This window comes from Hyphomonas neptunium ATCC 15444, assembly GCF_000013025.1.
In the GTDB taxonomy this organism is placed as follows: domain Bacteria; phylum Pseudomonadota; class Alphaproteobacteria; order Caulobacterales; family Hyphomonadaceae; genus Hyphomonas; species Hyphomonas neptunia.
Genome location: NC_008358.1, coordinates 3,389,845 through 3,413,317 on the forward strand (window position 1 = coordinate 3,389,845; position 23,473 = coordinate 3,413,317).

General features: G+C 63.1%; 23 protein-coding genes and 2 tRNA genes. 14 read left to right on the forward strand and 11 right to left on the reverse strand.

Going from position 1 to position 23,473, the window contains the following annotated elements; all coding sequences use genetic code 11:
* Positions 1 to 337: 337 nt before the first annotated feature.
* A complete protein-coding gene (locus tag HNE_RS15925; protein ID WP_011648191.1) occupies positions 338 to 670 on the forward strand; it encodes a DUF2853 family protein in 333 nt (110 codons plus the stop codon).
* Positions 671 to 742: 72 nt separating this feature from the next.
* The gene (gene thpR / locus HNE_RS15930; RefSeq protein WP_011648192.1) at positions 743 to 1,303 is read left to right on the forward strand and encodes an RNA 2',3'-cyclic phosphodiesterase; all 561 of its coding nucleotides are present in this window, start codon (positions 743 to 745) and stop codon (positions 1,301 to 1,303) included.
* A 15-nt stretch (positions 1,304 to 1,318) separates the two neighbouring features.
* On the opposite strand, the gene HNE_RS15935 is transcribed toward thpR, so the two are convergent.
* Positions 1,319 to 1,402, reverse strand: a tRNA-Leu gene (locus tag HNE_RS15935).
* A 76-nt stretch (positions 1,403 to 1,478) separates the two neighbouring features.
* Between HNE_RS15935 and HNE_RS15940 the strand changes: the two genes are divergently transcribed.
* Complete coding sequence (locus HNE_RS15940; RefSeq protein WP_011648193.1) at positions 1,479 to 2,111, forward strand: exopolysaccharide biosynthesis protein; 633 nt, start codon at positions 1,479 to 1,481, stop codon at positions 2,109 to 2,111.
* Positions 2,112 to 2,160: 49 nt separating this feature from the next.
* Positions 2,161 to 2,679, forward strand: a complete 519-nt coding sequence (locus HNE_RS15945; protein WP_011648194.1) for a disulfide bond formation protein B — start codon at positions 2,161 to 2,163, stop codon at positions 2,677 to 2,679.
* A gap of 19 nt (positions 2,680 to 2,698) precedes the next feature.
* Here the strand turns inward: HNE_RS15945 and HNE_RS15950 are convergent, their stop codons facing one another.
* Both HNE_RS15950 and HNE_RS15955 read right to left on the reverse strand, forming a co-directional pair.
* Positions 2,699 to 3,862: an acyl-CoA dehydrogenase family protein gene (locus HNE_RS15950; protein ID WP_011648195.1), complete on the reverse strand. Its 1,164-nt coding sequence runs from the start codon at positions 3,860 to 3,862 to the stop codon at positions 2,699 to 2,701.
* Positions 3,863 to 3,974: 112 nt separating this feature from the next.
* Positions 3,975 to 5,846, reverse strand: coding sequence for a DUF885 domain-containing protein (locus tag HNE_RS15955; protein ID WP_011648196.1), 1,872 nt, complete (start codon positions 5,844 to 5,846; stop codon positions 3,975 to 3,977).
* A 102-nt stretch (positions 5,847 to 5,948) separates the two neighbouring features.
* Here HNE_RS15955 and hemC point away from each other — a divergent pair, with 102 nt between their 5' ends.
* The 6 genes from hemC (at position 5,949) to HNE_RS15985 (ending at position 11,110) form a co-directional block, all read left to right on the forward strand.
* Positions 5,949 to 6,914 (forward strand): hydroxymethylbilane synthase, encoded by a 966-nt coding sequence (gene hemC / locus HNE_RS15960; protein WP_011648197.1) that lies wholly within the window; start codon positions 5,949 to 5,951, stop codon positions 6,912 to 6,914.
* Positions 6,911 to 7,624 carry a uroporphyrinogen-III synthase gene (locus tag HNE_RS15965; RefSeq protein ID WP_011648198.1) on the forward strand — a complete coding sequence of 238 codons (714 nt, stop codon included), beginning with the start codon at positions 6,911 to 6,913 and terminating at the stop codon, positions 7,622 to 7,624. The genes hemC and HNE_RS15965 overlap by 4 nt, the downstream gene beginning before the upstream one ends.
* A 69-nt stretch (positions 7,625 to 7,693) precedes the next feature.
* Positions 7,694 to 8,767 (forward strand): COG4223 family protein, encoded by a 1,074-nt coding sequence (locus HNE_RS15970; RefSeq protein ID WP_011648199.1) that lies wholly within the window; start codon positions 7,694 to 7,696, stop codon positions 8,765 to 8,767.
* A 5-nt stretch (positions 8,768 to 8,772) separates the two neighbouring features.
* Positions 8,773 to 10,209, forward strand: a complete 1,437-nt coding sequence (locus HNE_RS15975) for a heme biosynthesis protein HemY (protein WP_011648200.1) — start codon at positions 8,773 to 8,775, stop codon at positions 10,207 to 10,209.
* Between the two features lie 69 nt (positions 10,210 to 10,278).
* Positions 10,279 to 10,354 (forward strand) — tRNA-Thr (locus HNE_RS15980).
* Between the two features lie 45 nt (positions 10,355 to 10,399).
* A complete protein-coding gene (locus HNE_RS15985; RefSeq protein ID WP_011648201.1) occupies positions 10,400 to 11,110 on the forward strand; it encodes an SDR family NAD(P)-dependent oxidoreductase in 711 nt (236 codons plus the stop codon).
* 10 nt (positions 11,111 to 11,120) lie between these two features.
* On the opposite strand, the gene HNE_RS15990 is transcribed toward HNE_RS15985, so the two are convergent.
* The 4 genes from HNE_RS15990 to HNE_RS16005 all read right to left on the reverse strand — a co-directional run bounded on the left by HNE_RS15990 (position 11,121) and on the right by HNE_RS16005 (position 14,845).
* Positions 11,121 to 11,939, reverse strand: coding sequence for a PhzF family phenazine biosynthesis protein (locus HNE_RS15990; RefSeq protein WP_011648202.1), 819 nt, complete (start codon positions 11,937 to 11,939; stop codon positions 11,121 to 11,123).
* Positions 11,940 to 12,026: 87 nt separating this feature from the next.
* On the reverse strand, positions 12,027 to 12,845 hold the full coding sequence (gene thiD, locus HNE_RS15995) for a bifunctional hydroxymethylpyrimidine kinase/phosphomethylpyrimidine kinase (protein WP_011648203.1): 819 nt from the start codon (positions 12,843 to 12,845) through the stop codon (positions 12,027 to 12,029).
* A gap of 5 nt (positions 12,846 to 12,850) precedes the next feature.
* Positions 12,851 to 13,501 (reverse strand): fructose-6-phosphate aldolase, encoded by a 651-nt coding sequence (gene fsa / locus HNE_RS16000; protein ID WP_011648204.1) that lies wholly within the window; start codon positions 13,499 to 13,501, stop codon positions 12,851 to 12,853.
* 33 nt (positions 13,502 to 13,534) lie between these two features.
* A complete protein-coding gene (locus tag HNE_RS16005; RefSeq protein WP_011648205.1) occupies positions 13,535 to 14,845 on the reverse strand; it encodes a UDP-glucose dehydrogenase family protein in 1,311 nt (436 codons plus the stop codon).
* A 151-nt stretch (positions 14,846 to 14,996) separates the two neighbouring features.
* Between HNE_RS16005 and HNE_RS16010 the strand changes: the two genes are divergently transcribed.
* Complete coding sequence (locus tag HNE_RS16010) at positions 14,997 to 15,623, forward strand: glutathione S-transferase family protein (RefSeq protein WP_011648206.1); 627 nt, start codon at positions 14,997 to 14,999, stop codon at positions 15,621 to 15,623.
* Positions 15,624 to 15,651: 28 nt separating this feature from the next.
* Here HNE_RS16010 and HNE_RS16015 read toward each other — a convergent pair whose 3' ends face one another.
* Positions 15,652 to 17,169 carry a phosphomannomutase/phosphoglucomutase gene (locus HNE_RS16015; RefSeq protein WP_011648207.1) on the reverse strand — a complete coding sequence of 506 codons (1,518 nt, stop codon included), beginning with the start codon at positions 17,167 to 17,169 and terminating at the stop codon, positions 15,652 to 15,654.
* Positions 17,170 to 17,388: 219 nt separating this feature from the next.
* Between HNE_RS16015 and HNE_RS16020 the strand changes: the two genes are divergently transcribed.
* Positions 17,389 to 18,174, forward strand: a complete 786-nt coding sequence (locus HNE_RS16020) for a P44/Msp2 family outer membrane protein (RefSeq protein ID WP_011648208.1) — start codon at positions 17,389 to 17,391, stop codon at positions 18,172 to 18,174.
* Here the strand turns inward: HNE_RS16020 and HNE_RS16025 are convergent.
* From HNE_RS16025 to HNE_RS16035, 3 genes are all read right to left on the reverse strand, one after another.
* Positions 18,171 to 18,902 carry a type 1 glutamine amidotransferase gene (locus HNE_RS16025; protein ID WP_011648209.1) on the reverse strand — a complete coding sequence of 244 codons (732 nt, stop codon included), beginning with the start codon at positions 18,900 to 18,902 and terminating at the stop codon, positions 18,171 to 18,173. The genes HNE_RS16020 and HNE_RS16025 overlap by 4 nt on opposite strands.
* Positions 18,899 to 20,767: an ABC transporter ATP-binding protein gene (locus HNE_RS16030; RefSeq protein WP_011648210.1), complete on the reverse strand. Its 1,869-nt coding sequence runs from the start codon at positions 20,765 to 20,767 to the stop codon at positions 18,899 to 18,901. The genes HNE_RS16025 and HNE_RS16030 overlap by 4 nt, the downstream gene beginning before the upstream one ends.
* Positions 20,768 to 20,830: 63 nt before the next feature.
* A complete protein-coding gene (locus HNE_RS16035; protein WP_035592654.1) occupies positions 20,831 to 22,579 on the reverse strand; it encodes a DUF885 domain-containing protein in 1,749 nt (582 codons plus the stop codon).
* A gap of 90 nt (positions 22,580 to 22,669) precedes the next feature.
* Between HNE_RS16035 and sdhC the strand changes: the two genes are divergently transcribed.
* Entirely contained in the window at positions 22,670 to 23,068 is a 399-nt protein-coding gene (gene sdhC / locus HNE_RS18625) for a succinate dehydrogenase, cytochrome b556 subunit (protein ID WP_011648212.1), read from the forward strand.
* Positions 23,069 to 23,078: 10 nt separating this feature from the next.
* Positions 23,079 to 23,468: a succinate dehydrogenase, hydrophobic membrane anchor protein gene (sdhD, locus tag HNE_RS16045; protein ID WP_011648213.1), complete on the forward strand. Its 390-nt coding sequence runs from the start codon at positions 23,079 to 23,081 to the stop codon at positions 23,466 to 23,468.
* Positions 23,469 to 23,473: the final 5 nt, after the last annotated feature.

The window sequence follows — 23,473 nt, forward strand, 5'->3', positions numbered from 1 at the left end:
GCCGTTCTTTATCGAATATGGGCATATCGCCGGCGTTCTGCAACAAAAACCGGGGTCGTGCGTTTAGATCAGCAGTCTCGCCTGGATGTGAACATTCGCGCGCGATCGCCTCGGGGTCTCACAAATCAAGTATATAGTTTAGTTTTACTCGGCGCATTCAAATATTATGTGATTAGTTTTGTGTTTTTATTTGAATGCCTCAATCCAGCCAGATTCTGTCCAAATGTAGCCCCGTGAGCCTTTTAAGTAACATTGACTCGGCACGGGTGAGGGATAAACCTCTCCGTGTGGAGAGCCTCCATCAGGAGGCGGTCCATTAAATGAGAAGGGGAAACTCATGGCTGATGCTTCTGCTTATGCTGATAACATCAAGAAATACACTAAAGGATATAACCAGGCTGCTGCCGAGAAAATCGTCGGCCACCTCGGGATTGCGCTGCGCAACAAGGACAGCGCGATTGTCGCCTGCACGGATGCGGGCGAACTTGACCGGGTGCGGGAAAAATGGTGCCGCGGCAAGCTGGCTCTGGCGCAGAAGCAACAGGAACTCGACGCCGCTATTCAGGCTGTCTGTGACCAGATGAAGGCCGAAGGGGGCCAGAAATCGCGCGTTACATTCTACTACCTTCTGGCGGAACACTTTGGCCGCCTGGATGCCCTCGCGGGTTGAAGCCGCGCTGGAAAGCCAGACTGAAGATCAGAGTGGCTTTTCATCGGATTAAGTGTGTGGTGAACAGGCGGTATGTTCCGCCTGTTTGCTGCGCTCCCGATTCCGCCTGAAGTCTCGGCTCCCTTGCGGAAGCTGCAGAAAGATCTGCCCGGCGCCAGCTGGCGGCCGGAAGAAAACTTCCATGTCACCCTCTGCTTCTATGGTGAGCTTACCGGCAATCAGGCCCGCGATCTGGACGAGCTGCTGGACGAGATTGAAGCCGATGCGTTCGATCTGAGGGTCGAGGGCATGGGCTGGTTCGGCCGGCGCGAGCCGAACGCCGTCTGGGCACGGATTGGCGAATGCGATGCGCTACGCGCCCTCGCCAGCCAGTGTGAGCGCGCCGCAAGACGCCTCGGCCTCCCGCTGGAGAAACACCCCTTCACCCCGCATATTACGTTGGCCTACCTGCACGCCACGCCCCTAGAGGCCGCTCAGGAATGGGTTCACACTCACCAGTCTCATCGCAGCGAGCCCTTCCGCGCGCGCCTCTTCCACCTCTATGCAAGCCGCCCCCGCCGCGGCGGCGGCCCCTCCCGCTACGAGCCAATGGCCGACTATCCACTGCGAGACCTGCTGGCAGGATTTGACTGATCTGAAACGTCTGACTGGTGCCCCTGGCCGGACTCGAACCAGCACTCCTTGCGGAAGCGGATTTTGAATCCGCCGCGTCTACCATTCCACCACAGGGGCTCCCGTGCAGGACGGGCAAACTCCTGCCGCAGAGGGAAGTGATATGTCAATCTCTCTGCTATAGTCTGAGGCTATTATGACCACACCCATGACCGCCACGCCCGAGCGCACATTGCTGCAGACGATCGAACTTCTGGCGGAGGCTGCGCCGGAAGAAGGCTTCTCCCTGCGCGAAATCTTTGACCGGCTGGACGAGAGCGCTTTTGGCGCGGGCCTCTTTCTGCTGGCCCTGCCCTGCTGCATTCCGTTTCTGTATGGCGTGCCGCAGGTGGTGGCGTTGCCGATGCTGGCGCTGGCTTTCCAAATGGTGATCGGGCGTGAAGAACCCTGGTTGCCTGCCAAACTTGCCGCCCGGAAAATCGACCGGAAGGGCTTGACCCAGATGGCCCAGGGCGGGCGCAAATGGTTTGGCTGGATCGAGGCGATCATCCGCCCGCGCCTGAGCTTCATCACCGGGCGCAATTCAGAACGGGTCATCGGGCTGTTCCTGTTCATCTTCAGCGCCTCGATCCTGGTTCCCCTGCCAATGACCAACACCGTGCCGGGCATGGCCGTGGCGATTACGGCTTTTGGCCTGATGCAAAAGGATGGTCTGGCTGTGATGGGCGGCATTGTGCTGGGCACATTCTGGGTTGGCGCGCTGATCACCGGAGCGTTCCTCGGCCTCAACATCATCACGCAGATTTCAACCGCCCTGCTGGGCTCGTGACACGCCGCCGCATTGCGTTGTGAGGGGTTTCCCCCCGAAGCTCCAATTCATGCAGCTGCTTACGACTGCCCTGACCGGATGGCGCTGGCCCGCCTTAGCCCTTGCTGCTTCAGCCCTCATGCTGGCGGCGGCCCATGCGTTCGAATCCATTGGCGGTCTGCCGCCCTGCCCGCTCTGTCTGCGGCAGCGGGAGGTCTATTGGGCGTTGATCGCGATGACCCTGACAGGCCTGGCCTGGTGGCGCTTCATGCCCAAGCGCCGCTTCCTGGTGGCGCTGAATGTGCTGATCGGCCTCGTTTTCATCGTCGGCGTGATCGTGGCGGGCTATCATGCGGGGGTGGAGTGGGAGATTTTTCCGCCCCCATCTGGCTGCTCTGCCGGCCCGCCGGTTGATCCCTTTGCCGTGGGCGATCTCAGCCAGGCATTCGAACTGCCGGCCTGCAACGAGGCCCCGTTTTACATCCTCGGCCTCTCGATGGCCGGATGGAACGGCGTGATTTCAGCCATCCTCGCCGCGATCAGCTTTGCGGCCGCCGCCATTACGTTCCGCAGCTATCGCCCCGCCTGAACTTGACTGCGTATGCAGATCAGAGCCCCAGCACCTTGCGGGCAATGATGGTTTTCTGGATTTCATTCGTCCCGCCATAGATCGACTGGGCGCGCCCGGCAAAATACGTCGCTACATCACGCGGCGTGGTGCCGGAAGATGGCCCGCGATGGCCTACATGCGGCCCCGCAGCGTCCAGAAACAGCTCGGTGATCTGCTGGTGGGTTTCGGTGGCAAGGATTTTCACCGTGGAGGCCGCATCCCCTGGCGTGCCGCCCGCAGCAACGGCAGAAAGAATGCGGAAAACCGTCATCTCAAGCCCGTCCACAGCAATCTCGGCCTCGGCAAGGCGCATGGCAAATCCCGGATCATCGATCAGCCGCTCGTTGGTTCCGGGCGACCCTGCCGTGGCCAGCGCGCGCACATAGCGCAGCATCGCGCGCTTGCCGCCGATACGCGCGTAAGAGGTGCGCTCAAAGCCGAGGAGATACTGGGAATAGGTCCAGCCCTTCCCTTCCTCGCCGATGCGGTTGTCCTCAGGCACCTTCACATTGTCGAACAGGACTTCATTGAGCACATGCGCGCCATCAATCGTCACGATCGGCTTCACGGTCAGGCCGGGTGCGCCCATCGGGCAGCAGATGAAGGAGATGCCTTCCTGTTTCTTCTCGCGGCGGCTGGTGCGCGCCAGCAGGAAAATCCAGTCGGCATGCTGGGCGGCGGACGTCCAGATCTTGTGGCCGTTGAGGGTATAGGTTCCGTCTTTCAGCTCGGCTGAAAACTCCAGGCTGGCGAGGTCAGAGCCTGCGCCGGGTTCCGAATACCCTTGCGCCCAGCCATTGGAGCCATCGCGGATGCCTGGCAGCCAGCGCTGTTTTTGCGCCTCTGAGCCGAATGTGTAGATCACCGGGCCGACATAGACGACGCCCATCGGCGTAACGGTCGGTACGCCGGCGCGCTCCAGCTCCTCATCGAAAACATACTGCTCCTCGATGCTCCAGCCGGGACCGCCATGCTCCTTTGGCCAGGCCGACGCTAGCCAGCCTTTGGCGCCCAGCGCCATTTCGGAACGGCGCACGTCCGCCGTGGCCAGAGGCTGGCCAGCCTTGTATTTCTCGATGATGTCCTTGGGAAACTGCGTTTCAAACCAATGGCGGACCTCCCGGCGGAAATCCTCGACATGCGCGCTGAACTTCAGGTCCAAAACGATCCTCCCCAAGCATTCAGGCGTGCTCTGCCTGTTCCCAGAAAAGAATGAGGGCAGGGCGCCATCTGGCAAGCCCTGCCCTCGCGTTCAGTCCAGCAGCTTGGGCAGATCAGCCGGCCGCTTTGACCTCTTCAATCCAGCGGTCAATCTTGGCTTCCAGCATGGCCAGCGGCAGTGCGCCGCCGCCCAGAACCGTGTCATGGAAGGCGCGGATGTCGAACTTCTCGCCCAGCTCGGCTTCGGCTTTGGCCCGCATCTGCTGGATTTCGATCATGCCGATCTTGTAGGCGGTGGCCTGCCCCGGTATCACGATATAGCGGCGCACTTCAGAACGTGCCTGGCCTTCGGTGATCGCTGAATTGTCGAGGAAGTATTGCACCGCCTGTTCTTCGGTCCAGCCTTTGGAATGCAAACCGGTATCGACCACCAGACGGATCGCGCGCCAGATTTCCGAGCCGAGCCGGCCGAAGTCCGAATACGGATCAGTATAGGTGCCAGGCATTTCCTTGGCGAGCTTTTCCGAATAGAGGCCCCAACCTTCCGAATAGGCGGTGAAACCGGCCTGCGTGCGGAATTGCGGAACGCCGGTCAGCTCCTGCGCGATCGAGATCTGCATGTGGTGGCCCGGCAGACCTTCGTGATACGCGATCACTTCCAGCTCACCCTTGGGCATCGCCTTCATGTCGAGAAGGTGGGCATAATAGACGCCGGGGCGCGAGCCATCGGGTGTGCCCGGATAGTAATGCTGGGCGGCGCCTGCCTGCTCGCGGAAGGGCTCAACCCGCTTCACGACCAGATCAGCTTTCGGCAGAATGCCGAAATAGTCCGGCAGAACCGCCTTGATCTTCTCGATGGCAGCTGTGGCGTCATCGATATAGGCCTGACGGCCTTCATCCGTGTCAGGATAATAATGCTTTGGATTATCCTTGTCGTCGCGGATGCTGGCGAAGAATTCGTTCAGCGTACCGGTAAAGCCAACCTGCGTCTTGATCGCTTCCATCTCTTCATGAATGCGATCGACCTCCGAAAGGCCCAGATTGTGGATCTCGTCAGCCGTCATGCTGGTCGTGGTCATCTGCGACAGCATGAAGTCATAGAAGGCTGAACCGTTTGGCTGAGTGCTGATCCCCTGCGGCCCGGCCGGGTCCGGAGAGTTGACCAGATCTTCCTCAGTGAAGGCGATGATCTCGTTATACACGGCCTGAAAATCGCCCGTCAGCGCGGCTTCGGCTTCGGCGATGAGCTCAGCGGCCGTTTCCGGCGTGGTCTTGCCCGCATCGACGAGGGCCTGAACATCGGTCTTGAAGTCTGCCAGAACGGCGCTGTCGGGGCCGTCCGTGAACGGCGCGCCGGTGATCAGCTTCTTCGACTCTTCGGCAACTGCTTCATACGCAAACTTCGGCGCATGAACGCCCTTGCCGGCCTTGTCCCGTGCCTGCGCCAGCAGTTCGCGCAGCGCGCGGGCGCCTTCGGTGATGCGCTTCACATAGGCGCGGGCGTCGGCCTCTTCGTCCACCGAATGGAACTGCATCAGGAAGGTCGGCACGAAAGTGTGCATGCCGCTCATCTGGTCGAAGATCAGGCCGTTGTCGCGGAAATCGACCGCCTTTGCGGCCTGCTCATACTGGAATACCCAGAGATCGTAGGAATCCTTGTCGGCGGCCGAAAGCTGATCGTAATTGAAGGTCGCCTTCAGCTCATCAACAGCCGCTTTCGCCTTGGCCAGCTGCTCGTCCTGGCAAGCAATAGTCATGCAGTCGATCTGGTCATTCTTGTCCTTGCGGCCAAGGAAAGAGAGCTGAACCGGGCTCTCCTGAAGCTGTTCTTCATATTTGGTATCAAACCACGCGTTCAGCTGCTCGCTGATCGCGGCCTGCTCTTCAGCAGTCATTTCGGCCGGGGCAGCCGGCTGGGGTGTCTCGGGCGCGCACGCCCCAAGAACAAAAACGAGGGCGAGAGCGGACGCAGCGCTGCGCAACATGGCGAATCCTCCAAGGTATTTGCCGTAAAACGATAAGGATGGGTACCCCCCTGCGCTCCCGGCGTCAATTGGCAAGCGCCGCTTCCGCGGTTAGGGAGAACCATGACCCAGATAGACCCTCCCAAAGGCGGCAAACGCCTCCGGCTTGGAACGCGCGGCTCTCCGCTGGCGCTGGCCCAGGCCCACCAGATCGCAGACGGTATCCGCGCCGCTTCGGCCGGCGCCTATGACTGCGAAATCGTGGCTTTCACGACCACCGGCGACAAGCTGACCACCGAACGGCTGATCAACTCCGGCGGCAAGGGCCTGTTCACGCGCGAGCTGGACGATGCCCTTTCGCGCGGAGAGCTTGATCTGGCCGTCCACAGTCTCAAGGACGTCCCCTCGGTGCTGCCACCTGGTCAGATCTTCGCTGCGTTCCCGAAGCGGGAAGATCCCCGCGACGGCTTCCTCTCCCACGGCGCGAAGTCGATCCAGGACCTCCCCGAAGGTGCCACACTCGGCACCGCCTCCCTGCGCCGCGAAGCTCAAGCGCTCGCCCTGCGGCCAGACCTCAAAGTTGTCACCTTCCGTGGCAATGTCGCCACCCGCATGCGCAAGCTCGAAGAGGGCCTGGCTGACGCCACCTTCCTGGCGATGGCCGGCCTCACCCGCCTTGGCCTTTCAGAGGTTGCCACCCCCATCCCGCTCGAAGACATGCTGCCCGCTGCCGGGCAAGGCATCATCGGCGTGGTCACACGTGATGATGTGGATACGGAGCTTCTGGAGATTCTCGGCCAGCTCAGCCATGAGCCGAGCCGCGTCGCCGCGATTGCCGAGCGCGCCTTCCTCGAAAAGCTCGATGGCAGCTGCCGCACGCCGATTGCCGCCCACCTGTTTGACCGAGGCGATGAATGGCAGCTGATCGGGGAAGTGCTCAGCCCCGGCGGTACGACCCGCTGGCGCGGAGACGGGGTATGCCGCAAGGATGCCACCGATGCCCAGCTGGTCCTCTTGGGCCGGGCCGTCGCGCAGGAGATCATCTTCGCGGCCAAGGAAGCCCTTCCCGTTTTCGGAGACGAGCGTTGAATCTGGCGGTGATCGTCACGCGCACACAGCCGGGCGCGGACGAAACCGCCGCCCGTCTCACCGCGCTGGGCTACCACGCCATCCTCTCGCCCATGCTGTCGATCCTGGAAACAGGGCTCGCCCCGGCCGCCCTTGAGGGCGTGCGCGACATCATCTTTACCAGCGCCAATGGCGTGCGGGCCTTTGGATCAGCGCGCCTTCCCGCCTCCGGCTTCACAGCCTGGTGCGTTGGCCCTTCCACGGCCACAGCCGCGCGCGAGGCAGGCTTTGACCAGGTGGTGGAGGGCGACGGCGATGCAAGCGACCTTGCAAGGCTCATCCTCACCGCCCGCGCCGAACTTTCCGGCCCTCTCCTCCACATCGCCAATGACGCCGCCGCCGGACATCTGGTCGCCAGCCTGAAGGCGGCAGGCCTCGATGCCCGCTTTGCTGCGGCCTACCAGACGGTTGCCGCGCCCTCCCTATCGGCCGGCGCCCTCGCCGCGCTGGCCGAAGGCCCAGCCATTCTGCTGATCCATTCGGCAAAGGGCGCTGAGGCCCTCGTGCAATCTGGCGCGGCGCTGGACCGTGCCGCGGCCATCGCGATTTCAGCGCCCGCTGCCGTGCCCCTTGAAAAGACCCCGCTGGCCGGCCTCTGGATTGCCGCGCGGCCCAACGAAGACGCGCTGATGGCCGCCCTTGAAGAAGCGGCCACCTCGCTGCGCGCCTGAGGCGCCTGCTTTGCCGTAGAGGCGCGGTGTGCCACACTCATGCCCAAGAGTTAGACCACCGAAGGCGACATGACAGATACTCCCCCACCCGGTCAGGAACCGCCCGGCGAGCCGATCGACGCTCATTTCGAGCCGGCGCCCGACCCCGTGCCCGCAAAGTCGAGCTCCGGCAGCCCCGGCTGGGGCGGGGTTGCGCTTGCCGCTGGCCTCGCGGCCCTTGCGGGCGCCGCTGGCGGCATCTTCGGGCACGACATGATCCTGCCCGGCAAAACTGCAGCTCTGGAAGCCCAGGTTGCCGGTCTTGAAGCGCAGCAAGCGGAGTTCGAGCGCCTCATCAGTGAAATGCCCGAAGCCTCTGATGAACTTTCTGGCCTGATCGGTGACGTCAGCGCCAATTCCAGAAAACTCAACGAACTGCTGGCCAGCGGCGCAGGAATCCCCGCCGTCGAAACGCTCGCTGCCCGGATCGACGCGCTGGAAAGCATAGAGCCCGGCGAAGGCGCCACACCGGCCGAAGCCCTGCGCACGATCACCGCTCTGGAAGCGCGCCTCGCCGCGATGGAAGAAGCCGCTGCTACTGCGGCGGCAACACCAGTGGCGCCTCCGGAACCAGTGGCTGAACCGGAAGAGGACCGTCAGGCAGAGGCCGCCCTCGCCCTCTCAGCCATCGAAAGCGCCGCCCGCCGGGGTACAGGCTTTGAGGCGGATTACCGCACGCTGCGCGCTGCGGCGCCCTCAAACCAGACCGTGCGGCGCCTTTCCCCCTACATCACCGGCGTGCCGACAACTTCGAAACTGCAGGCAGACTTTGCCACCATGCGAACGGCTGTCACAGCTGCCGGCAAGGCCGACGCGGCCGCCGAAACACCGCAGAGTCAGCTTTCCTGGCTCAATCGTGTTTTTGGAGACGCCGTCACCGTGCGCCCCGCCAACAAGCGCGAGAACCCGGTCACGGCCGCGCTGGACACTTCGGCCAAGGCGCTTGCCGCCGGAGACTTGCCAGCCAGCGTCAAAGCCCTCTCAACCCTCGACGGCACTGCCGCCCGCGCGGCGCAGGACTGGACCCGCGAAGCAAACCGCCGCATCACGCTGGAGGCGGTGCTCGAAGATGTCAGGCTGAGCCTGGTCGAGCCGGAGAACTAAGAAGAATGAGCCGGTTTTTTCTTTTCATTTTCGTCCTTCTGCTGATTTCCATCGGCGCAGTGCTGGCCTGGTGGGCCTTCAGCCTGCCCGGTGAAGTCACTTTCCCTGTGGGTCAGGAGATTGTTTCGGTCCGCGCCGGCGTGGCGGCGATCCTGCTGCTGGTGTTTGGTGGCCTGATTGCGCTCGCCTGGTGGCTGGCAACCGGCATCCTTGTGCTGCCGGGGCGCATCTCCAAGGCCCAGCGCCTCTCCCGCGCCCGCAAGGCCAATGCCGCGCTCGCTGAAGGCTTGCTGGCGGCAGAAGGCGGCGATTCCAAAGCCGCGCTTCGCCTCGCCAGGAAATCCATGCGCCACGCGGAAGATGAGCGCCTGAAGCTGCTGCTGGAAGCGCGCGCCGCCGAGGCCAATGATGACTGGGCCGGCGCCGAGCGCGCCTGGGGCCTGCTCACCCGTCTGCCGGGCGGACAGCTTGCCGGCCTGCGCGGCTCCGCCACCGCCGCCTCCGAACGCGGCGACCCCCTCACGGCCGAAACCCGCGCCCGCGAAGCCCTTGAACTGCGCTCCGACGCAGACTGGCCGTTCAACTCCCTGTTCGACATCCAGGTCGCCAAGGGCGACTGGGACAAGGCGCTCGATACCCTCGCCATGGGCGAGAAGCGCGGCCTCGTCGAAGGTATCAACCTCAAACGTCGCCGCGCCGTGCTCTTCACCGCGCGCGCTGTAAACCTGCCTATCGCGGAAAAACCCGCCGCCCAGAAATCCCTGGCCGATGCCATTCGCTCTGCCCCGGACTTCCCTCCCGCCGCGTATCATGGCGCCCGGTTCCTGATGGTCGATGGCAAGGCGAAAGCGGCGCAAGGCGTTTTGGAGCTTGGCTGGAAAGCCCGGCCCCACCCCGCTCTCGCCCAGCTCTCCCGCCGCCTCGTGCCACAGGACACCCGCGAGAACATCGCCGCACGGCTCAAGGCACTTGTGGACGCTCACCCGAGCCATCGCGAGAGCCGCATCCTTGCCGCTGAGCTGTCGATGGACTCCGCCGATTGGGTCGAGGCCATCAAGACGCTCGCCCTGCTGGTTGAAGAAAACCCCACCGCCCGCCTCTGCCTACTCATGGAACGCGCCCTCAAGGGCTATGGCGATCTGGGCGAAGCCCAGCGCTGGGGCCGCATGGCGGTTTCTGCTTCCCGCGAGGCCGACTGGTCAGACATCGACCCCAAGGGCGGCGCCTTTGACTATGACCGTCAGGGCTGGGCCCGCCTCGTCTATGCCTTTGGCGATGTCGGCGAGCTGATCCATCCGCGCTATGAAAGCTATGGCCGCGAACTGGAAGCAGGCCGCGTGCTGGCCCTGGCGCACCAGCCCGAAGACGGCCCCCTCAGCGCCCCCAAACCCCCGCAGGGCCCGCTGACCCAGCCGCTGGATTACGCCCCGGACGAGGACTGACACCGAAGCCAAAACCGGCTTGCATGCCAAGGGCCCTGCCAGTATATGCGGGGCCTGCCGAAACGGCATGCCGCTTTAGCTCAGCTGGTAGAGCACATCATTCGTAATGATGGGGTCAGGTGTTCAAGTCACCTAAGCGGCACCATTTCCCCTTTCCCTCCGCCCTGTGCGCCTTATCTCGCTGCCCATCATGATCGCAGCAGTTTTCGGCAGTTCCGGCGGTATTGGCCGCGCCCTGGTCAGCGCGCTGCTCGCGCGCGGCGGCTACACGCACGTCTTCGCCATCTCCCGCAGCGGCGCCGCCCATGAGGGCGCGCAGGCCCGGCAGGCCGACTTTCTCGATGCGGCAGACCTCGCCGCCCTTGCCGAGGAAATCGCGGCAGCCGGGCCACTCTGCCTCGCCATCGTAGCCAGCGGCCTCCTCTCCGATGGCGACGCGCTGCAGCCGGAAAAAACCTATCGCCATCATTTGCTCGAAAACTTCCAGCGCGTGTTCGAGGCCAACACCTTTGCGCCCGGCCTTATCGCCAAACACATGCTGCCGCTTATGCCGAAGAAGGAGCGCGGCGTGTTTGCTGCCCTCTCCGCCCGCGTCGGGTCTATAACGGACAACCGCCTCGGCGGCTGGCACGCCTACCGCGCCTCCAAAGCCGCCCTCAACATGCTGATCCGCAACTACGCCATCGAGCAGGCAAGACGCGCGCCCGGCGCGATCTGTGTTGGCCTTCATCCGGGCACGGTGGATACCGGCCTCTCCAGGCCCTTCCAGTCCGGCGTCTCCGAAGGCAAGCTGTTCACCCCGGACCAATCGGCCGGCTACCTGCTGGATGTCATCGGTAATCTCACTCCGGAAGACAGCGGCAAATGCTTCGACTGGGCCGGCAAGGAAGTGCCCGCTTGAAGCCCCGGGTCTAAAGCCGGAACTGCCCCTCAATGACCGTCACCGCCCGGCCGACCAACTTTACCCGGTCGCCCTCCAGGCGCACATCCACGCGCGCGCCCCGCCCAGGATAAGCCTGCCAACAGGCCGCTTCAGGCAGATCAAAATGCGTACCCAGAATACGCGACAGCATTGTGTGCCAGCTGCCGGTCGCCGGGTCTTCATCAATGCCCGAACCCGGCGCAAAGAACCGGCTGGTCACCTCCACCCCGTCCCCGCCCAGCGCAAAGCAACCAAAATTGCCCCGGTCCCAGCCGCCCCCTTCGGCGCCCAGCGCTTTAAGTGCCTTCAGATCAGGGCTCAGCTGTTTCACCGCATCCGGGCTGTCAAACCGCGCGGCATAAAACATGCCGCCCCAGGCCTCCAGCGGGCGCGCGCCCAGCGCTGCCACAATCTCGTCCGTCACCGGAACAGGCCGGATCGGCGCGGAAGGAAAATCCATCTCCAGCCGGCCATCGTCCAGACGCCGCACGCTCAGCCGCCCGGACTGAACTGTATCGAAATGAAGGATGTCGGCGTCATACCCACCCGCATCAAACAGGACATGCGCCGAGGCCAGCGTCGCATGTCCGCACAGTGGCACCTCCACCGCCGGCGTGAACCAGCGCAGCGCCCAAACCCCATCCGCCTGCGGAACAAGATAGGCTGTCTCGGCCACATTGTTCTCCGCCGCGATTTTCAGCAGTATGTCATCGGGCAGAAACGCCTCCATCGGCATGACGCAGGCCTGATTGCCCTCAAAGGGCTGGTTGGCGAACGCATCGACCTGATAGAAGGGATAAGTGGGCATGTAACCGGCTCCGCTGAAGCGAGCCCTTCTCTGGCATGGCCCACCGGCAGCGTAAAATGAAGTTTTCTGCAGGGCCGTTAAGCCTGGCTAATCATCCGCCTTCAGCGTCCAGCCATGATTGACCGGGTGATGGCCCTTGCCAAACCCCTGTGCATTCTGGATCGCGCCAAACAGATACGCCCGCGCCCGCTCGATTGCTTCGGGCAGGCTCACCCCTTGCGCCAACAGCGCGGCAATTGCCGAGGCCAGCGTGCAGCCCGTGCCATGGGTTGCCTGCGTATCGATGCGCGGCCCCTCGAAAATCCACTCGCCGGTCGTCGTCTGCAACACGTCGTGAATCATTGAGCCGCCCACATGCCCGCCCTTCACCAGCGCGCCATGGGCGCCCAGCTCCAGCAGCCGCTCTGCCGCCCGGCGCTGGCCGTCGAGCGTATCGACCGCCTTGCCCGTAAGCACTTCAGCCTCCGGCGCATTCGGCGTCACCAGGCGCGCGCGCGGCACCAGCTCCGCGCGGATCGCGCCGATCGCCCGCTCGTCCACGAGCCTGTGCCCGGAGGTCGAAATCATCACCGGATCAATGACGCGCGAAATCCCGAACGCGCGCGCCTCCAGCATTTCCGCCACCGCCTCGACCAGCGGCGCGGTGCCCAGCATGCCGGTCTTGATCGCATCAGCGCCAATGTCAGCCAGCGTCACCTGCATCTGCGCGGTCACGGTCTCGACCGGCACAGGCCACACGCCATGCACGCCGGTCGTGTCCTGCACCGTGATGGCGGTCACCGCCGTCATCGCGAAGCCGCCCAGCATCGTCACGGTCTTGATGTCGGCTTGAATGCCCGCCCCGCCCCCGGAATCGGAGCCGGCAATGATCAGGACACGGCCGCGCGGGCCTTCTGCCTCCGCCATAGGGATCAGACCTCGATGCCGGCCTTCTTCGCGTCCGCAAGGAAGGTCTCAAGACCTTTATCCGTCAACGGATGGCTGACAAGACTACGGATCACTGCCGGCGGCGCCGTCATCACGTCCGCGCCGGCCAGCGCGCAGAGCCGCACATGGTTGGGGCTACGGATCGAGGCGGCAAGGATTTCCGTCTCGAACATGTAATTGTCATAGATCTGGCGGATCTCCTGGATCAGCTCCATACCGTCGATGTGAATATCGTCGAGGCGCCCGATGAACGGCGAAATGAAGGTTGCGCCCGCCTTGGCCGCCAGCAACGCCTGATTGGCCGAGAAGCAGAGCGTGACGTTCACATCAATGCCATCAGAGGTCAGCGCCTTGCAGGCCTTCAGCCCCTCAAGCGTCAAGGGCAGCTTGACGGTGACATTGTCTGCAATCTTGGCCAGCTTTCGGCCCTCGCGCATCATGCCGTCAAAATCGATCGCCACAACTTCGGCGCTCACCGGCCCGTCCGTGAGGGCGCAGATTTCAGCAATCACCTCGGCAAACGGGCGGCCAGACTTTGCGATCAGCGAGGGATTGGTGGTCACCCCGTCAATCAGACCCGTGGCGGCAAGGTCGGCAATGTCTTGGGTGTCGGCGGTGTCGACGAAGAACTTCATGAGCTTGCTTCCTGATGCGCTGCTTGGGGAGGACTATACGGCAGGCCGGCCGATGGAGGTATAGGCAAAGCCATGTTTGGCCAGATCGTCGGGGTGGTAGATGTTACGCAGGTCGACGACGACATTGCCCTTCATCGCGGTTTTGAGGCGGTTGAGGTCAAGCGCGCGAAACTGATCCCATTCGGTAATGATGACCATCGCGTCCGCCCCGTCGACGGCCTTATAGGGGCTGTCGACAAACTCGATGTCTTTCAGCAGATGCGCCGCTTCCTTCATTGCTTCAGGGTCATACGCGACAACCCGCGCCCCGGCTGCCTGCAGCGCGGGCAGAATATCCAGAGATGGCGCGTCGCGCATATCGTCCGTATTCTGTTTGAAGGCGAGGCCGAGCACGCCGATCGTCTTGCCGGTCACACTCCCGCCCATCGCGGCGATGACCTTGTCTGCCATGGCTTTCTTGCGGTCTGCGTTGACCTCGATCACCGTGTCCACAATGCGCACGGGGCTACCATAGTCATTCGCCGTCTTGGTCAGGGCGAGGGTGTCTTTCGGGAAACACGAGCCGCCATAGCCCGGACCGGCATTGAGGAATTTCGCGCCGATGCGGCCATCCAGGCCAATCCCGCGGGAGACCTCCTGAACGTTGGCACCGACCTTTTCGCACAAATCGGCCATCTCGTTGATGAAGGTGATTTTCACCGCGAGGAAGGCGTTAGCCGCATATTTGATCAGCTCGGACGTGCGCCGTGAGGTGAACAGGATCGGCGTCTCATTGAGGAAAAGCGGCCGGTAAAGCTCGCGCATGACATCGCGCGCGCGCTCATCATCAGTGCCGACAACCACACGGTCAGGGATCTTGAAGTCCTTGATCGCCGCGCCTTCCCGCAGGAATTCGGGATTTGAAACCACCGCAAAGTCAGCGTCGGGCCGGGTCTTGCGGATGATTTCCTCTACCTCGTCTCCGGTGCCCACCGGCACAGTCGATTTGGTGACAACGACTGTGAACCCGTCCATCAGCTGGGCAATCTCTTCGGCAGCGCCGTACACATAGGAGAGGTCGGCATGCCCGTCGCCCCGCCGGGAGGGGGTGCCCACGGCGATAAACACCGCATCGGCATCCTGGATCGCTTCGCGCGCCTCCGTCGTGAAGAAGAGACGCTCCTCTTTCACATTCTTCGCAACCAGGCTTTCGAGACCAGGCTCGAAGATCGGCATGATGCCATTCTTCAACTTCTCGATTTTGGCAGCGTCCTTGTCGACGCAGGTGACCGTATGGCCGAAATCGGCAAAACAGGCGCCCGAAACCAGGCCAACATAGCCCGTACCGATGATCGCAACACGCATGGGATTCCCTCAACACTCTTGAAGCGAGGCAGATGCTCGCGGGGTGCATTTTTTAGGCAGCAGAATCAAGAGGAGATTGCCGCAGCGAAAGATGGGTTGACGGAAAAGATCTGGCACAACAGGATCAGACCGTGAACAATCGGAGCGTCGCATGAGTCTCGTTTTCTACACCAATCCCATGTCGCGCGGCCGGATTATCCGCTGGATGCTGGAGGAAGCCGGCGCGCCGTATGAAACCCGCTTCCTGCGCTATGGTGAGGAAATGAACAGCCCGGCCTACGCGGCCATAAATCCCATGCGCAAGGTGCCCGCCATTGTGCACAACGGCCATGTGGTGACCGAGTGTGGCGCCATCTGTCTTTATCTTGCCGATGCGTTTCCGGAAGCCGGCCTCGCTCCGCCTCCGGCCGGGCGGGCAGACTATTATCGCTGGATGATGTTTGCCGCCGGCCCCTGGGAACAGGCCAATGTGAACGCCGCTCTGGGCGTCAATGTGACGGCAGAACAGTCCCGCATGGCAGGCTATGGCACGTTTGACCGGGCGCTGGATGTTCTGCTCAGCCTGGTCCCGGAAGACGGCTACATGCTGGGGGAAAAATTCTCTGCGCTCGATGTCTATGCCGGGTCGCATATCGGCTGGGCCATCGAGTTCGGGTCCGTGCCCGCCACGCCGGAAGTGGAGGCCTATATCAAGCGCATCCGCGCCCGCCCGGCCGCATTGCGCGCCGTTGAACTCGACGACGCCGCGGCGGCCGAGTATGGGCCGGTCAGATCTTGACCGGCCGCAAAGCTCAGATTTCCCGGCTTCAGATTTCCTGATTGTATTTGCCCACTTCGGCATGCTTGCCGAGGCGCGGTTTCACTTCCTTATGGAAGAGGTCCTTCATGTCGGCTTCGCTGCTCATGGATTCCACCACGACCACCAGTTCGGGCTTGTTTGAAGAGGCCCGCACCAGCACCCAGGAGCCATCCTCAAGCGTCACCCGCGCGCCGTTGACCGTATTCACTTCCACGACCTTCCGCCCCAGGATCATCGTGCCATCGAGGCCCTGATATTCGGCAACCATCTTGTCAACGACATCATATTTCACCTCGTCGCCGCAATGGGCCGCCATGGTCAGCGAGGTGTAGGCGACGCCCAGCTCGCCATTCAGGTCCGCCATCGTCTTGCCGGGGTTGCGGTCCAGCATTTCGAGGATCGCCTTGGCCGCAATCAGCCCATCATCATAGCCCAGCCCAATCGGCGGCCGGAAGAAGAAGTGGCCGGACTTTTCAAACCCCGCCAGCGCGCCGAGCTCATTTGTGCGGCGCTTGATGTAGGAGTGGCCGGTCTTGTAATAATCCACCGTCGCGCCGTTGGCCTTCAGCACCGGGTCGGTCTTGTAGAGGCCGGTCGATTTCACATCGACCACAAATTTCGCGTTGGCAAAATTCTTCGACAGGTCGCGTGCCAGCATCAGGCCAATCTTGTCGGCGTAGATTTCCTCGCCGTTATTGTCGACTACGCCGCACCGGTCCCCGTCCCCGTCAAAGCCGAGCGCCAGATCCGCCCCGGTTTCCTTGACGGTCACCGCCATGGCATGCAGCATTTCCTGATCTTCCGGGTTCGGATTGTATTTCGGGAAGGTCATATCGAGATTGCAATCCATCTCGATCACGTCCGCGCCAATCGCGCGCAGCACGTCGCCCGCAAAGGCGCCTGCCGTGCCATTGCCACAGGCAGCCACCACCTTCAGCTTGCGCGTCAGCTTCGTGTCGCCCACCACAGCCTTGATATATTTCTCGCGGATACCGTCGATGCGGCGGTGCGTGCCGCCCTCACGGGTGACGAACTTGCCGCCCATGACAATCTCTTTCAGGCGGCCCATTTCGTCCGGCCCGAAGGTCAGCGGCCGGTCGGCGCCCATCTTCACGCCCGTCCAGCCATTCTCGTTATGCGAGGCGGTCACCATCGCGCAGCACGCCGCGTCGAGCTCAAACTGGCTCCAATAGACCATCGGCGAGAGCGCCAGGCCCACATCCAGCACCTCACAGCCCCCGGCCATCAACCCCAGGGTCAGCGCATTCTTGATCGGCTGGCTGATCGAGCGATAGTCATGCCCCGTCACCACGGTCGGCTTGACGCCCAGCTCATGGAACAGCGTCGCCATCCCCAGCCCCAGCGCCTGAACGCCCGTCAGGTTCAGCTCGGCCGGCTTGGCGTGCCCGATCCCGTTGAACCACCAGCGCGCATCATACTCCCGGAAGCCGGTCGGTTTCACGAGGGGCAGCACCTCGAATTCAAGCGTATTCGGGGCGATGTCAGCGAGCGGTTTTGGAAACATGTGTCTCTCCGTGAAACGGTTTGGCGCGTGTTGAACACGAGCCTTGGGTCTGACGCAACACAATGCAGATTTCGCGCCGCAGGGGAACGGCGCGTGATTCTCACGAAAAGTTCAGAAATAAAATATTGAAGGCCATATATTTTATTCTACTTCCCTGATCAGATGGGGCGCCCGGCATCCACCGCCGCCCATCTCCATTGAAAATCAGGAGATAGACGCATGAAATTCTACTCTGCTCTGGCGCTCGCAGGTGCGTTCGCCGCCAGCCTCGCCCTGCCGGCAACCGCGCAGGAATGGTATGTCAGCGGCTCGGCTGGCTACGTCCTCCAGAATGACAGCTCCAATTCCGGCACCACCGGCGCCTTCACCACCGGCAACGGCGCCCCCGCCCTGCCCTTCGGCACCGCTATCGCAGCCGGAACCCCCTATGGCTGGGAAACCGAGTTCGACAATGGCTACGCCATCGCCGGCGAGTTCGGCGGCTTCTATGAAAACGGCTTCCGCAGCGGTCTGGAACTTGTCTACAGCAAGGCCGACGTGGACACCCATAGCGGCGTAAACGTCGCCGGAACGGTCATCGACGGCGTCGACGCCGCCGTGCTCACCGGCTCCCCCACCCAGCTTGGCGCCACCGTCGGCGCTGTCGTGGCCGATGGCCAGGGCGACCTCAAATCCACCAGCGTCTTCGCCAACATCTATTACGACTTCAACCGCGACGGCATGATCCAGCCCTATGTCGGCGCCGGCCTTGGCTATTCCGATGTCAGCGTGGATTACAGCCCGTCTGGCGTCGGCATCATCGACGACAGCGAAGGCAAGCTCGCCTACCAGATCAAGGGCGGCGCCAGCTGGGCCATCACCGACAAGATCGACCTCTTCGGGGAAGCCGTCTACCGGGCGACAGATGACGTGGAACTCAGCAACCAACTCTTCCCCGGCACGCTGAACATCGAGAACACGCAAACCGTCCTCAGCGTCGGCGCGCGCTATCGCTTCGGCGGCTAAGCCTTCGCCGGGCCTGCCGTTTCCCTAAGGAAGCTGGCAAGCCACTGCGCCAGAAACCGGCGGTCGTTTTCTTCCTGCAGGGAAGCGACCGCCGCATCGGCCAGATCTTCGCTCAGCGACTGTCCCCGGCGCGCCGTATACAGCGCGGCGAGAAAATCCGCCTCAAACTCAGGGTGGCATTGAAAACTGATCGCCGGGAAGCCCGCATAGGAAAGTCCGGCAAACTCGGTAAAATCCGAATGCGCAATCACATCCGCGCCCGGTGGCACGGCGACCACCTGATCCTGATGGCTCACACCCACGCGCATCTGCGCGGGCGCCGCGCCGCCTCGCCAGCCCGGCAGGGCCGCGATCTCATACGTATGCGCGCCCACGCCCCAGCCCTTGTCAGACTTGACCACGTTGCCGCCCAGCGCCTGCGCCATCACCTGGTGCCCGAAGCAGATGCCCAGCTGCGGGCACTTCGCCTGCGCGCCTGCCCGGATGAAATCCATAAGCGGCGCCATCCACGGCTCATCATCATAAACCCCTGCGGGCGAGCCTGTGTAGAGCACAGCCTCAAGGCGCGCCGGGTCAGGCAACGCCGCCCCCTTCACCAGCGACACCGTCTCGCACACGATCCCGGCGTCCACCCCGGCAAACATCTGCGCAAACATCTCCGGATAGCTCGGAAACCGGTCGCGGATCGCGGCGGGCGCGAGGCCCGTTTCAATAATTGTCAGCTTCACTCTGCCGGCTCCGTGGCGAGGTCTCTCTCAATCGGCTCAGGCTCGATCAGGAACCCGCCGGACTGGCGCGCCCAAAGCTCCGCATAGAGACCGCCTGCTGCGACCAGCTCGTCATGCGTTCCCTGCTCCACGATGCGCCCCTGATCGAGCACGATCAGCCGGTCCATCTCGGCAATCGTGGAAAGCCGGTGGGCAATCGCCAGCACGGTCTTGCCTTCCATCAGGCGGAAGAGGTTGTCCTGGATCGCCGCCTCCACCTCTGAATCGAGCGCAGACGTTGCCTCGTCCAGGATCAGGATCGGCGCGTCCTTCAGGAAGATGCGCGCAATCGCGATCCGCTGGCGCTGGCCACCAGAAAGCTTCACGCCCCGCTCGCCCACATGCGCGTCAAACCCGATGCGGCCCTTGGAATCTTCCAGCGTCTCGATGAACGCCATGGCCTCCGCCTTGTTGGCGGCAATACGAATGTCATCATCGGTGGCGTCCGGTCGCCCATAGGCGATGTTGTCCCGGATCGAGCGGTGCAGCAGCGAGGTATCCTGCGTCACCATGCCGATCTGTGCCCGGAGGGTATCCTGGGTGACCTTGGAAATGTCCTGCCCATCAATCAGAACGCGCCCGCCCTCGGCATCATAGAAGCGCAGTAAAAGGCTCGTCAGCGTCGTCTTGCCCGCGCCCGAGCGGCCGACAAGGCCGATCTTCTCGCCCGGCCGGATCGCCAGGTTCAGCCCCTCGATCACGCCCGCGCCCTTGCCATAATGGAAGGCCACATCTTCAAACACGACCTCCCCTTTTACGCGCGGCAGATCAACCGCCGCCGGGTCATCAGTTACCGCCACCGGCGTCTGCAACATCGCCATGCCGTCATAGACCACGCCGATATTTTCGAAGAGGCCCGCCACTTCCCACATGATCCATTGCGACATGGACTTGATGCGCAGCGCCAGGCCGACCGCTGCCGCCACCGCGCCGGCGCCAACCAGATTACCCATCCACAGATAGATGCCGCCTGCCGCGATCAGGAACACCAGCAGCGAGTTGTTGAGATAGACCACCACATTGAAGCCCGTGACCATCCGCATCTGGCGATAAACCGTCTGCAGAAACCCGTCCATCGAGCCCTTGGCATACTCTTCCTCGCGGCCGGAATGGGCAAACAGTTTCACCGTCTGAATGTTCGTGTAGGAATCAACAATGCGCCCCGTCATGATCGAGCGCGCATCGGCCTGCGCCTCGGCAATCTTGCCCAGACGCGGCACAAACCAGCGCAGCACAAAGCCATACACCACCGCCCAAAGCAGCAGCGGCAGGGTGAGGCGCCAGTCCGCACTCGCCACCAGCGCGAGGGCCGAAACGAAGTACACGATCACGAAGACGAAGACGTCGAGCACCTTCATCACCACTTCGCGCACGGACAAGGCCGTCTGCATCACCTTGGTGGCGACGCGCCCGGCAAACTCGTTGCCGAAGAAACCCATCGACTGGCCCAGCATCTGCCGGTGCATCCGCCAGCGCGCGCTCATAGGCACGTTCCCCATCAGGCCCTGATAGACGATCAGCCCCTGTATCAGCGTTGCCAGTGGCAGGCCGATCAGCAGCACGATACCCATAATGGCGAGCGTGCCGCCTTCCCGCTGGAGAAAGCCTTCCCGGTCCGCCGTCGCCAGCCAGTCAACAATCCCGCCCAAAAAGCCGAACAGCGCCACCTCGCCGGCCGCAATCAGCGCGGTGAAGATCGACATCGCGATCAGCCAGGGCGCGGCCGGGCGGATGTAATACCACAGGAATGACCGGAACCCGCTCGGCGGAACGCCTTGGGGATTTTCCGGAAACGGATCGATACGGCGTTCAAAGAAGCGAAACATGACCCGCCCCATTTGGAGAGGCAGGCCGCAAAGAGCAAGCACGCTTCCGGAGAATTGTGCGCCCTAAGGCGCCGCTGGCGCATCCGCAACAGATTGCGTCGCGATCCAGGCCTTCACCTGCATCTCAAGCACATCCATCGGCACCGCGCCCTGCCCCAGCACCACATCATGGAACGCACGAATGTCGAACGCCTCGCCCAGCGCGCTTTCGGCATCCGCCCGCAACGCGCGGATTTTCAGCTCGCCGATCTTGTAGGCCGTCGCCTGCCCCGGCCAGCCGATATAGCGGGTCACTTCGGTCTGGATGTTGAGCGGGGCCAGCGCCGTATTTTCCTTGAAGCAGGTCTCGGCCTCTTCCCGGCTCCAGCCATACCAGTGCAGCCCGGTATCGGAGACCAGCCGGCAGGCCCGCCACATCTCCATGGACAGCGCGCCAAACTCTTCATACGGCGTCTGCATCAGCCCGGCTTCACTGGCGAGCCATTCGGCATAAAGGCCCCAGCCTTCGCCGAAGGCCGTCGCATAATAGTTCTGACGGAAATAGGGCTGGTCGGCCATCTCCTGCGCCAGCGCGATCTGTAGATGGTGCCCCGGCACCGCCTCATGCGCCGAGAGCGCGGGCAGCTCATATAAAGGCCGCTGATCGAGCGCATAGGTATTGACCAGATACGCCCCCTTGCGCCCCTCCGCCGGATCGCCGGACATATACCGCCCGGACGTATACCCCGGCGCAATCGAAGCCGGCACAGGGTCCACCGTATAGCCCAGCTCCGGCAGCCGGTTGAAATAGAGGGGCAGGATCGCGTCGAGCCGCGCGGCAATCTCCGTCGCCGCCGCCATCAGTTCCCCTTCGCTCCGGGCGTAGAATTGCGGGTCGGTGCGCAGGAAAACGAGGAAGTCGGCAAAACTGCCGTCAAACCCGGTTTCGGCAATCACCGCCTCCATCGCCGCCCGGATGCGCGCCACCTCTTCCAGGCCGAGGGCGTGGATCTCTTCAGCCGAGTAGCCCGCGCCCGCCGTATGGGTCTCGATCAGCGCGGCATAGGCCTCTCGCCCCCCTTCCAGCCCGGCAATCCCGGCGCCAGCGCGCGCGGCGGGGGCATACGTCCCATCGATATAGGCAAGCGTCTCGCGATAGGCCTCGATCGCCCGCGCCGCTGCGGCCAGCCCTTCAGCCTGAAGTCTTGATCTGGACTCCGGGTCGATCGCTTCGCTCATGTCGGCCAGCGGCCGGTACAGCTCGCTCGCGGCCACATCATCGGTGATCTGCGCCGCGATCTGTTCACGCACCGTGTTGAGCGGATCGATATGCGCCGTCCAGCCGGTCTCGATCCCGCGGGTCATGTTCTCCCGGTTCTGCGCAAAATAGCGGGGCACATCATTCAGCCGGGCAATCCAGGCTTCCGCCTCGTCGGCCGTGCGCAGCCGCAGGCGCATCGCGGCAAACACCGGCTCGGCCTGAAAGCCCCAATCCCCGGTGAAGGGAATGCGCGCCGAATCATAATGATATTCCGCCAGCTCGTCCGTCAGCAGCCGCGCCAGGATCGCCTGATCCACCTGCCGCACGGTTTCGGCTGCCTCAATTTCAGCCAGCAGGCCCGCCGCCCGTTCTGCCCGCGCCGCCACTGCGCCGGGCGAAACATCGCGCCAGCGCCGGGGGGCCTCATCGCCCATATCCCTTGCCTGCGCCGGGTCACTCAGGCGCACATGCGCCTCATATTCAGGGATCAGCGCGTCCAGCGTGTCTCCAGGCTCCGCGAGGGCAACCGGGCCGAGCAAACCCAGCAAAAGGGCAAAGACTGCAGGTTTCAATTTGTCGCTCCCTCCAGGGCTTGCGTTGACACGACCCTAGAGGCTCGTAGAAGCGGTTGCCAGCATCCCATTGCACGCGAGGAAACCTCAATGTCCGGAACGAAGCGCGCCGCCACGCGCCCCTTGTCCCCGCATATCCAGATCTGGCGGTGGCACATCAGTGCCCTCGCCTCGATCACCCACCGGATCACTGGGGGTGCCCTGTATGTCGGAACCTTCCTGATCGCCGCCTGGCTCGTCGCCCTGGCGATCAGCCCGGACGCCTACGCCGCGATGGAAGGCATCATCACCTCCATCCCCGGCAAGATCGTCCTCTTCCTCTGGGCGGTCGCGACCCTTTTCCACCTGTATAACGGCATCCGCCACCTGATCTGGGACGGCCCCGGCATCGGCTTTTCGCCGAAAGTCGCCAGCCAGGTTTCCACATTCATCTACGTCCTCGCGATCCTCAGCGCCGCTGCGCTGATGTTCGCCGCTGGCGCGGTCTGAGGAGAGTTCCATGTCTGAAGGCCAATACGTCACCCCCACCAAGGCCGCACGGGGCCTGGGCTCTGCCAAGTCCGGCACGCAGCACCACATCCGCCTGCGCGTCACCGCCATCGCCCTGGCATTCCTGGTGCCCTGGTGCCTCTACGCCGTCATCAAGGCGTCGGGCGCAGGCTATGAAGGCGCGCTCGCCTGGGTCGGCCAGCCGATCAACGCCACCCTGCTGATCCTGACAGCCGCTGCGGTATCTTATCACATGCGCCTCGGCATGCAGGTTATCATCGAAGACTACATCGCCAAGACCGCCACGCGCACTACCCTCCTGATCCTGAACACCTTTGCCGCCTATGCGATGTTCATCGCCGTCGCCATGGCCGTGGTTCAGATCTGGACGGCACGCTGAGACAC